5 protein-coding genes and 1 other RNA gene are annotated in these 12,615 nt (G+C 37.7%); all 6 read left to right on the top strand.

The features are described from left to right. Positions 1-284: 284 nt before the first annotated feature. The 6 genes from ACYT6F_RS08095 (at position 285) to ACYT6F_RS08070 (ending at position 12,602) form a co-directional block, all read left to right on the top strand. On the top strand, positions 285-3,422 hold the full coding sequence (locus ACYT6F_RS08095; protein ID WP_472600703.1) for a T9SS type B sorting domain-containing protein: 3,138 nt from the start codon (positions 285-287) through the stop codon (positions 3,420-3,422). 76 nt (positions 3,423-3,498) lie between these two features. Further along, positions 3,499-3,900: a transfer-messenger RNA gene (ssrA, locus tag ACYT6F_RS08090) on the top strand. Between the two features lie 749 nt (positions 3,901-4,649). After that, a complete protein-coding gene (locus ACYT6F_RS08085; RefSeq protein WP_472600702.1) occupies positions 4,650-8,345 on the top strand; it encodes a hypothetical protein in 3,696 nt (1,231 codons plus the stop codon). 79 nt (positions 8,346-8,424) lie between these two features. Beyond that, on the top strand, positions 8,425-10,470 hold the full coding sequence (locus ACYT6F_RS08080; protein WP_472600701.1) for a phospholipase effector Tle1 domain-containing protein: 2,046 nt from the start codon (positions 8,425-8,427) through the stop codon (positions 10,468-10,470). Next, positions 10,385-11,467, top strand: a complete 1,083-nt coding sequence (locus tag ACYT6F_RS08075) for a DUF2931 family protein (protein WP_472600700.1) — start codon at positions 10,385-10,387, stop codon at positions 11,465-11,467. Before ACYT6F_RS08080 ends, ACYT6F_RS08075 begins: the two co-directional genes overlap by 86 nt. A 79-nt stretch (positions 11,468-11,546) precedes the next feature. Beyond that, on the top strand, positions 11,547-12,602 hold the full coding sequence (locus ACYT6F_RS08070; protein ID WP_472600699.1) for a DUF2931 family protein: 1,056 nt from the start codon (positions 11,547-11,549) through the stop codon (positions 12,600-12,602). The last annotated feature ends 13 nt before the right edge of the window (positions 12,603-12,615 follow it).

The raw sequence follows: 12,615 nt of genomic DNA, 5'->3' as shown, positions 1-12,615 counted from the left end.
TTTTATAAATCTGCAAACTTTTAGCTGAATTGTTTGACAATCATTTGTAAAAAGACATGCATGCAAGCTGATAAATATTCAAAATCAGTACGGTATTAAAATCATTTTACAATTATTTAATTGAATTTTATAATAAAATTTTAGTTAAATTTGCCAAAAAACTAACATTATTTAAAAATGAACATGTTTTCATTACGACCCATCTCCGGCAAAACATAAGGTCTTCTGCCTTATTCATATTATACTATACTTCTCTATTCACCTTTAAAACTTGCAACCAGAGTATGATCAAAAGATTACTGTTTTTTTTACTCTCCGTTTTTTATATTTCCCTTTCTGCTCAGGAAGACTGCGTTTCAGCGATTACAGTATGCGGAAATTCCAATATTAACTATACCCCATCAGGAGTCGGAAATGATTTTGAAGATCTGGGAGGATGCTTATCTTCCGGTGAACATCATTCTGTTTGGTATAAATTTACCATTGCCACCAGCGGGACACTTACCTTTAACCTTACTCCTACCGGACCTGTTGATTACGACTGGGCGATTTACGGTCCGAATACATCATGCGGCAATCTTGGGTTTCCGATACGATGCAATGCATCCGGAACGCTTTCAAGCACGGGCATGAACATGACCAACACGAATACAAGTTCTGCCGGCGGAAATACAAGCCCGTATTGTAAATACATGGATGTTGTTGCCGGGGAAACTTATTATCTATATATAGACAACTGGTCTACTACCGTGTATACTTTTAACCTGACATGGGGTGGAACAGCCACTTTTGTATCTCCTTTTTCCAGTTCTACAATTGCAACCAATCCCTTTATCGCGCCGGGTGTGGCAGGGCCTAATCCGAATTCACCGAGAGTGATATCCGTCTGCGACAGCAGTGTTCCTTTTAATTTTAACACTTTATCTCCGGGAATTATTAATGGAAATACCAACTTTACGGTAAGTTATTTCAATGATGCCAATGATGCCGCGACAGGAAGTAACCCTATTACGGCACCTACTGCTATAATACCCGGCTCTATTTATTATTATAATATCAATTATAACAACCCCACTAATCCGGGCAGCAGCCTGAATGCCTGTAAACAGACCGGCTCCTTCATTTTTGAAGTCAGTAATTTAACGGCTTCCATTACCGCATCATCAATGACTTTATGCCCCGGCGGAAATATTACTTTAACATCAAGCAATACAACCGGCAACACCTGGTCTACAGGCGCTACGACTCCGTCTATTACAGTTACAGCACCAGGAACCTATACACTTGTAACCACGAATGGAAACTGTACAAGTCCTACGGCATCCGTAACCATTACCGCTGCTACAAATCCAAATGTACAAATTACCGGCAACCTTGTGCTGTGTGATACTTCTACACAGCTCATCGCTACGTCTACTGGAACAGGAAATCTCTACACCTGGTCTAACGGTGCTACCGGAAACACCATTTCCGTTGCGGCTCCGGGAACCTATACGGTGACCGTTACAACACCCGCCAACTGTACCTATCAAAAATCGGTTACGGTTACACAAGGCGTTGTTCCTGCCGTGCAGAATGCAAGTTTAAGTATCTGCTCGGATACGGCGACCGCTACTTTTAATTTAACCTCAGCACAAAACAATATAAGCACAACGCCGGGAGTAACTTTTGAGTACTACCTAAACCAGGCTGATGCAGTGGCCGGAAATACGAATACGATTTCTAATCCTGCAGCTCATGTTTCCGGGAATGTAACGGTGTATGTTCGGGTAAAATCCAGCACATGTTCGAAAGTGGCCAACCTGCAATTGACAGTCAATCAAAAACCGGTTGCTGTGATCACTGCTTCCGCCACAGTTATCTGTAATAACGGAAGCATCACGCTGACTTCCAATTACGCGACAGGAAATACCTGGTCGACCGGACAAACCACACCAAGCATTACGGTAAACGCTCCCGGCGTATACACTTTAACCAACAATAACGGATTGTGTACAAGTGACACAGCCTCCGTTACGATCAGCAGCAGTCCCAACCCGAATGTTCAGATTGCCGGAAACTTAACCTTCTGCGAAGGATCTTCAACAGTATTAACAGCTTCTGCCACAGGAACCGGAAACACATTCTCCTGGTCGAACGGTGTAACAGGAACTACCAATACGGTGACTGCATCCGGAACCTATACGGTTACGGTAACCACTCCGTTAGGATGCCAATACCAAAGTTCTGCAACAGTTACGATGGATCCCGCCATTTCGGTAAATATTGCCGCTCCTGCTGAAATCAATTGTGCCAATACACAAATCACCCTAAATGCCTCAGGTTCAATATATCCTACTGGCTCAATCTTTTTATGGACAGCTTCCGGCGGAGGAACGATTGTTTCAGGAGCGAATACATTAACTCCGGTCGTGAATAATGCCGGAACGTATACCCTGAAAATCACCAGTCCGTTCGGTTGTACCAAACAATCTTCGGTAACGGTAGTAAAAAATATTACGCCTCCAACGATTACGCTAAACGCTTCATCCATCAATATCTGTAAAGGAGATTCTGTTGTGCTTACTGCTTCAGGTGCAGCAAGTTATACCTGGACCGGACTTTCAGGCAATGGAAATACCCAAACTGTTTCCCCTACCTCTACTACCACTTACACGGTAACAGGAATCGGAACCAATGGCTGTCCTGCCCAGGCAACCACTTCAATTACAATTAATGTTGTTCCTGCCATTTCAGCCTCTTTGCCGAATGTTGAAGTATGTCAGGGAGAGAGTGCAATTCTGGATGCCGGAGCCGGACAGAATTATTCTTACAGCTGGAATACCGGAGCTACTACCCAAACCATAAGCACGGCAATTCCCGGAACATATACAGTAACCATCAACAACGGGTCTTGTTCTAAAGTGCTTACCGCCGTGGTTTCCTATATTAAAACTCCTGAAATTACAGGGATTACGTATGAAAACGGCTTCTTGACCATCAACGTTAAAAATCCGGCAGGTGATCCTCTGGAATATTCTATTGATGGCGGCGTAACGTGGCAGGCGTATAATATTTTCAAAAATGTTTTGAGAAATACGCAGTATTCTATCAGAGTAAGAAAGAGAGGCGTTTTGTGTGATAGCCATACGGAATACTACACTTTCTTAATGAACAACACTATTACCCCAAACAGCGATGGTATCAACGACAATATCGACTTTAGCATCATCAGCAAGTTCGGAGATTTTAAAGGAAGTATTTTTGATAAATACGGTAAAGTTGTTTTCGAGGTAAGTTCAAAAAACCCGGTATGGAACGGAAAATATGTAGGAATGCCTTTACCTACCGACACGTATTGGTACAGCCTATCGTGGACTGACCAGATTACGAAACAGCCTGTACAATTATCCGGCTGGATCTTATTGAAGAACAGGGAGTAACAGCGCTTCTTCAAAAAGATTAGCGTATGTTAATTATATTTGAATAAAAAGCCTTATTTTTGCATACTCTATTCATGGGGTTGACTGGTTTCGACAGCAAGACCAATGGGTAAGTAAGCATGCAGAGAACCGTAGCGCGATCTCTATAATCCCTTGCTACACAATTTTAACTGGCAACGAAGAGTTCGCTCTTGCAGCTTAATATCGAAGTATAGTAGATCAAGCGTTTTCCCGAAGACTTTAGTAGGGAAGCAAGATATTCCACAAATGCTCTGTTCTGCGGCGTTTGATCCTGGGATATAGGAATGCGGAAATAAGGCTTTGGCTACTTCGGCTAAAGCTCGAAAACCTTAGAAGATAAGCTGAATGTTGGGTGTCTGCTCTCTGCATTCAGTCGAAAACCAATAGCAGAATAAGCATGTAGAAAGCTTATGTATTGCTTGTTTGGACGAGGGTTCGAATCCCTCCAACTCCACTTAAATAAAAAGAGAAAATACGTTTGTATTTTCTCTTTTTGGTTTTTCTAAAACCATATATCTTTTAAATGCTTAAATACATTAATTTAATTAATAACGAATGATATTTTAAATTATATTGAATAAAATAATTAACTATTATCTTCCCAAAAGTTTCTATTTCCAGAGTTTAAGTCATTAAAAAAAATCTCTTTTTCAATAAAAATATTTAAAATCAAGTTTGATAATTCTTATCCATCTTTTTATAATCATTCATTAACTTCTTATTAAAGAGTTAGGATATGATTTAATCTTCCAAACATAATACGGAAGGAGGAATTATAAAAATGTGCATTATGTACTGTAAGATTCTAAATCTTTAGATCTTTAAATATCATTTTGAATATTTTAAACTTGTTCCCTTATTTTTTTAGCATAATCCTCATTAAGTCATCATAAAATCCATATCACACAATCCGCAATATAGATTTTTTTCATTCTTCCATTTCAATTTTAATTTTTTTCACAGACTTTCAACACGTTACATTTTTTTCATGAAAACACCTGAATATTAATTTAATACGACGAGTTTTGTCGCTTCGCTGATGGATATTTGTGGTATAGAAAATACAGAGATGATATTGGATTTTAAAACGGCAGGTGGATATTTTAGTCTTAAAACCACCTAAAAAAATAAAGACTCACCCCTGAAGCTACTCGACTAAAAAGAGCCTTCATATCATAATCTTATAAAACTAAACCATTAACACAAATGTCTACACACAACAACGCGTCACAGACGCTTTTCAGATTCGTAAGCTTAAGAAATCCGCAACTGACAGAAACCAAAGAAAGAAACTTAGGATTCATTCACAGACCGAAAGGAGCCACAGGAATCTTTGACACCGCTATTACAGGAATGTCTTCAAGGTCCTCGAAGCTTAGAGAAATGGTAAAAACTGCGGGAAACTTCAGTAATGCAGGGTTCGAAACCGAGAAGAAAATTGAAGAAGGCACTTTCGGAACACTTCTTATCATCGGAAGAAAACTTTCCAAAAAGGAAATTCTCGACAGTGCCGAATTAATTCTCGTTAAAAACTATTACAAAAATCTTATTGATGCCAATAAAGAGCTTACTGCTGCCGGTACAAAAATCTTTGTTCAGCTTTGGGAAAACTATATTTACCAGATTGTTACGCAGGGAGATTTCTATGTTAAAGAAGCAATCAGCCATATTTTAATGGCAATTCATGTTGGTTTTGCCCAAAGCCTGGATCTTGCAGACCCGGAAATTATAAAGATAAACGGAGCAAAGCCTCTGGAAAAAGCATTCGATGCTAAAATTGTATTGCCCAAATACCTGTTTTCTGACGATTCAGGAACAGCAGGTTCAGCTTCTTCGAGAATATCGGGTAACGGTTCAAATTCCTTAACATCCAAAACAATACAAAGACTGGAGTCTGAAGCGAAAGCGTCATTAGCTGCCAACAAAGCTTTACACCGAAAAGAAGCTTTGGAAAAACTGTATGCAGAGCTGGAGAAACTTCAGCGGATATATCATAAATCCCGTGAGGAGGCTTACCAGGAATCGTATGCAAAGTATCAGGATGAAAACAGAGAGGCGCTTGATATTTACGCCATACGATTGGCGGAGGTTAAAAGCAAAATTACAGAAGAAACTCCGGAACAAGAAAAAATTAGTCTTTATGAATCACTATGGCAATATGAAGTTAAACCTTTTGCATTTTCATATCAAAATGAAATTGATTTAAGAGAATTAATACAAAAACTTTCCCCGGAATCTTTTGCTCTCTTCGTAACACTTTTCGCAGAATTTGACGAAGCCAGAGCTTTTGAAGATACAACCAGGGAAAGAATCAGAATTATTTCTGACAATATAGTAAGCATAGGATCCCAGACTATTGTTCTTGATGACGAGGTTCAGACTTTTGCGGATGCTTTACATATCGTCGGAAATAATATATCAACTTCCATGCAGGCTGCTTTAGATAACACTTCTCTTTCACAACAGCAATACGTGAATATCGGCGGGGCATCCGTTCCGGTTGTTAATACTACGGCAAGAACTCCGTTAGCCTACAGCTTTTTTGCGCACAGTGCTCTCGGACTTACCGGAGCAGGAGGTTTTGTTAATTTCTCATTTGAAGTAGAAGATGTTTCATGGAGCGTTGCCAATGCAAAAATCACCGCCACTACAGACACTTCAGGAAGCTTTGAAGAAGATTACAGCAATATCCCGGTCACAGACCGTAAAATTACGTTTCCTGTAAGCTTAATCAACAGATTCAGAACAAGTTTAGCTTTTAAAATCGAAATCATATTCGATAATGGCAGTGCCGCATTCGCAGATCTCGGCCAGCAATACATTAAAGGAGATCTGAATCTTACCGGAATGCTCACCCTGAAAAGAGCCGCCATTGAAAACCCTGCCGATCCGGAAACCGTAAAAATTCAGAAGCGTAAGAATTTCGGAATTAAAAGATTAGGGGTTGCCGATTATCTTAAAGTGGTACAAAGTGTCCATGCCTACGTTCCGGGAGAAGTTTCGAATATTGAGAACGTCATGGCCAGCGAGCTGCGACATAAATCTTCCGTAGCAAGGGATTATTCGGAAATTACGGACACTACTTCCAAATCTCAGGAAACCGAGAAAATTTCCGACACTTCCAAAACGTCCAGAACAGATATGCAGACAGAAGTTGCCAAAGAGCTGAATAAGCAACAAGGTATTACCGCATATACAAGATACAGCTACGGAACCGATGCCATGAAATTTGAAGTGGGAGCCGATTATGCTAATAATACGGCGCAGTTCGACAGTACAAGACAGGCAATGATGAAATCCCAGGAAATTACGGAAAGAGCAATGGAAAGAGTTCTTACCAAAGTTTCTGAAGAACGGGTACAGAAAATCATCAAGGAATATACGGAAACCAATGTACATGAATATGATAACCGTGGAAAAGTAACCAATACGGATAATCCTGATACCCAACCAAAACATATTACCGGTGTCTACCGATGGATTGACATAAAGTACAAAAACCAGATCTATAATTATGGTAAACGCACCATGTTTGAATTTATGGTTCCCGAACCTTCAAGACTGCATCGCCTGGCGCTTGCTGTGTCAAAAGCCCAGGTGCTTACGGCTCCGATAGATCCGAGAACAGCCCCGGCTCCTAATACAATGAACACTCCCAAAACAGCAACTAAAGAATTGCTGCAGTATTGGGCGGGAATTTACGGCGTAACGCTTACAAGCCTTCCGCAGGAGAAAACCCAGCATGTAATAGGGTTGCAGTACATTAAGCTCAGCGGAGATTGGGGTGCTAAAATAATGATGCTGGATATGCCTCAAAACTATGCCGGAAAAAGGGTAAAAGTAAACTACGGCTACGACAGACGGGGAATGACTGTGGACAATTTCAAAGGTGGAATGCTCGATCTTCCGGATGTAGGACGTGGCTCCAATGACGGAAACTATACTGTAAACGGATTAAACATAACCGGTTCGTATCCTTTCAACTATCATGGGCGTGGCGCAGATTCTTTTAATGTTTCTTTTGTGTTTGATTGTGAGCTTTCGGACGAATATATGCTTCAGTGGAAAGCTGAAAACTTCAACGCCATCATCAAAGCATATGAAGAAGCCTACAAAACATTCCAGGAAGAGCAGGCAAAACTGGATGCCGAGCATAAGGAAAAAGAAGCCGAAGCGAAAGAAAAAGAAGGAAACTTCTACCGATATATGGAGCATGATACGTTAAAGCACAACTGTATCGCTTACCTGCTTCAGGATTACCTGAATACACTTGGGCAGGAAACCACAAATGCGCTGAGTGATAATACCAAAATGGATAATTTCCAGGTGTATCTGAATGATAACCTTGACCAATATGCTGCTTTAGCGAAGTTTATGGAACAGGCATTCGAATGGGAAATCATGGATTATACTTTCTATCCGTATTACTGGGCGAACCGCAAAAGCTGGCAGGAATTCTACCTTACCGAAAGTATGGATCCTCTTTTTAGAAGTTTCCTTCAGGCAGGTATGGCAAGAATTATTGTCACTGTAAAACCAGGCTTTGAGGCTGCCGTACAGTTCTTCCTGGAAACAGGCATCATCTGGAATGGCGGAGCCGTTCCTGTGATCGGAGACCCAATGTACATGAGTATTGTAGATGAAATGAGACAGCCAACTGGAATTCCGCAGGGAAAATATTGGATCACTAGAGTTCCTACAACGCTTACGATGCTTCAGGATAAGTCTACGGGATTACCTGTAGAGCATCCGCTTCCGATCTTCCCGGAAGATGATCCGAAAAATTGTGAGAACCCAGCAGAACTGGAGTTTGAAACGAGTTTCTCTTTGGATGAAAAAGCGCAACTCTCTCATAGTGATGGAGCAACAACATTGCCGAATACTATTATTAAACCTATATAACAGTATAGAGCTATTATGTTTTGAAAGTGGTGGGAAACCACCGCTTTCATTTTTTAATTAATTTATAAAATTCACAAAAATGAAAACAGGAAATATAGGAATAAGGAATCTTGCCGATATTGGTGTTGCTGATATTGATCCCTATGGAACAGATAAAAGGAAATATAAGGCTTTTGAAAAAACAGAAAAAGTAAAGCTGCGTATTGGAGTGTTCTTTGATGGAACAGGAAATAACAGGTATAATTCTGACAGTGTTTATTATAACACAAAATATAGCGATCTTCCGTTGAAAGAAGATGAAATACCTAAAATTAAAGACTTTAAAAGTTTCGTTATAGAATCAGGAAGCAGTTATTGGAACTCTTATTCTAATGTAGCTCTTCTTCATGATTTGTATGAGGAGAAAAAAGATCGAAGTAAGGAACAAAATCCTGAATTTCAATATTTACAATTAAAAGTCTATGTTCAGGGAATAGGTACTTTTCAGAATAAAGTAGATGATAGCCCGGGTTTAGCTCTTGGAGAAGGGGATTTTGGTGTGGTTGAAAGAGTAAAGCAAGCTTGTGATGAAATAGCGAAAAGCATTAAAGCTTCTTTAGATAGAATAAAATCAGGAAAGGAATTTGAAATTATATCCATTCAATTTGATGTATTTGGGTTTAGCAGGGGCGCAGCAGCAGCAAGACATTTCTGTAATGAAGTACTGAAAAGAAAATCAATCGCCGAACAATTATCTATTAAAAACCAGAATGCAAAAACTGCTAATGTTCCTGCAAAAATTAAAAACTACAATACCAGCAAAATTGATAATCTTACCGTCGCAAAGCCAAGAAACCAGATGCTTAATCCTACAGGTACAGGCAGTTATATGGAAATTTCATTTAAATCAGAAAAAAATAATTTGATAATGGAATACCCTGTTGACAAAGTGACAATAGAATTTGTCGGGATCTTTGATACGGTAATCTCACAAATGCTTGAAAAATATGGAATAATAAATGTGATAAAGGATAGAAAAAAATTTTATGATTCTGCCTCTGAGATCGCTATGAATGCTGTACTTTATAATAAGCCCAAGCTTATCATAAAAGAAAAGGTTATTGAGTTAAGTATTGAAGAAGCATTAAAGATCATCCAAAAAGAAACTAACATAAACCCTGATGATATCCCGAAGATAAATCCTTCTTTGTCTTACCCTCAGATTAAGAAGGTTTTTCATATCATGGCAAATAGTGAATGGAGAGAAAACTTTCCGGTAACTGCTGTTTCGGATGCAAATTACTTTAAAGAGCTTTTAATGCCGGGTGCACATAGTGATATTGGCGGAGGATATGCAGATACAGTTGTTGAGAAAACTATTTTACATTTCATGGATGTACCTTTGGATACTCCGGATGATGTAAAACAAAAAATGGCAGTTTTTCGTGAAAAATTAGAGCAGTGGTATTTAGATAATCAGTACTGTAGAAATGATAACAATCAAAAAGAAATCGAGTGGATCGAAAAGCATGATATATTAGTAACGGTGAAAAATTCTACTTCATTCAGCTATAAGACCGTAGATTCTAGTTTTATGGGAAATCAAACGCAGATCGTAGATGGTGATTTTACGTATAAGCTTATTTCCAGACATTATGAGCTCCATTCCACCAGAGTATTAAGCAATAAACTTTCTTTGGTTGCTATGAAAATAATGCAGCATATGGCCGAGAATTATGGAGAGGTGCCGTTTAAAATTTCTCAAGATAAAACTAAGCATCCGGAAGAATATATATTGCCTGAAGAATTGAATACGTATTTAGAACATATGAAAAAAATTGCAGAAAGCGGATGGAAGAAAAAACCGGATGGAAAACCAGAAGAGTACAGAGACCTTTTTTTAGATTTTGAAAATAAGACTTACAAGCTAGATCCTGAAATACATCAATTAATTTTAAATAAATTTGTACATTTATCTGCCAATTATAATAAACCAGTTTTTAGTCTACTGGATCGTAAGCAGTTTGCTTATACCAACGTACCTCAATTTAATAATAAAGATGAAAAAAACTTCCAGAATCCACCCTACAAAAGATTATTTTACACCCCAAATTTATCAGCATTGGATAAAAGTAATTCTCATTAGCCTGTTTGTAAGTTCCTGCAGCAAAGAAAAGAAAAGAGATGAAATTTTAATAACTAAATTTGGTTGGGAACCTGGCATTTCTGCTCCCAAGTTTTATCCCATTGCAGGGAATATAGATTTTGGAATTGCAGGGCATGGGAGCAATACTTCTTTTGCTAATGGCTGGGGTGAAGAATATGGAGCAGTTATTTCGGGAGAGAAATATAAAGAAATTCCAAATGAAGTATATATAGATTATTATAGTGTAATAGACAGCAAAGATTTTAAAGGAAAAGTAACCCTTCCAAAACAACAGCTGTTGAAAATATTCCGCAAATATTGTAAACAAAAATCTGACATTGCCCATCTCACTGTGGGAATGGCACCAGGCGGCTGGATAAGGGTTTGGTTTAATATGACGACAGGTAATAATTATTATAATAATAGCAAGCTCATCCATATTGAAATAGCCAAGGAACAATTGAAAGGATATGAAAACGATAATGTAGGAATTGGCTTAAAAACAAAAGATTTTAATACATGGGGAAATACATATATTTATTGGCAACATCATGGGATTCCTTATGAAGCTTGGGCAAATAATGAAAAAGAACACGATATTATTTTTGATTTTAATAAATCTAATCCAAAAAATGAAGTTACAGACCCTCAATATTCTTCCTTAGATGGAACATTATATTACAGAACTCCTATTGACAGCCTTCTAAAAAGAAAACTTCCTGCTGATCTTGTTGCTGTTTGGAAATCCAAAAACAGTAATGTGTATTATGATACTCATGTAACATTTCCCAAGAACTTTTCAAAAATTATTGAAGATAGAAAGCTCAAAAAAGTGGTTATTACTTTAGAAATAGAGAATGATGATCAACATGGAATTTTGTATTTAACGTCAAACAATAAGAAAGAAAAATTATTGCGTTTTAAAACATATCCTTCAAAAGATAAAATTTTAGGAAACAGTGATTTTTCTAAAGAGATAGAATACTTTATTAAATAATTTTCTTGAAAAAATATAAGACACGGTTCACCCCCGTGTCTTTGTTTTGTTACTTTACAGATATTTAAAAAGCTCACAGATGAAAAAAACTTCCAGAACCCACCCTACAAAAGATTATTTTACACCCCAAATTTGTCATCATTGGATAAAAGTAATTCTCATTAGCCTGTTTGTAAGTTCCTGCAGCAAAGAAAAGAAAACCGATGAAATTTTAACAACCAAATTTGAGTGGGAACCTGGCATTTCAGCCCCCAAATATTATCCTGTTGGAGATGTAAAAATAGACTTTGGAAATGCAGGCCATGGAAGTCTCACTAATTTTGATAATGGCTGGGGTGAAGAATATGGAAGGGTTGTTTCCGGTGAAAAATTTAAAGACATTCCTAACGAAGTCTATATTCATTATATAAGTGCTGCCGAAAATTTACAATATAATGGTAAAGTACAACTTCCACAGGAAAAAATAGCTCGTTTATTCCAAGAGTATAATATCAATAATAAAAACTCAGCCCATTTAGTAGTAGGTATGGCTCCGGGCGGCTGGATACGTGTTTGGTTTACCACGATTGATAAACAAATTGAAGTAGCAAAAGCAAAATTAAAAGGAACAAGAGATAATTCTTTAGGAGAAGGATTTAGATACAAAAAATCTGAATATTGGAAAAAATATAAAGATTACTGGCAGCATCATGGAATCCCATATGAAGCATGGGCAAATAATGAAAAGGAGTATGATATGTATTTTGATTTTAATAAACCTAATCCAAAAAATGAAGTTACAGACCCTCAATATTCTTCCTTAGATGGGACATTATATTACAGAACTCCTATTGACAGCCTTCTAAAAAGAAAACTTCCTGCTGATCTTGTTGCTGTTTGGAAATCCAAAAACAGTAATGTGTATTATGATACTCATGTAACATTTCCCAAGAACTTTTCAAAAATTATTGAAGATAGAAAGCTCAAAAAAGTGGTTATTACTTTAGAAATAGAGAATGATGATCAACATGGAATTTTGTATTTAACATCAAACAATAAGAAAGAAAAGTTATTGCGCTTTAAAACATATCCTTCAAAAGATAAAATTTTAGGAAACAGTGATTTTTCTAAAGAGATAGAATACTTTATTAAATAATTTTCTTGAAAAA

The sequence above is a fragment of the Chryseobacterium sp. NG-CE01 genome (assembly GCF_055695505.1).
This window is presented reverse-complemented; position numbering and strand designations above follow the sequence as displayed.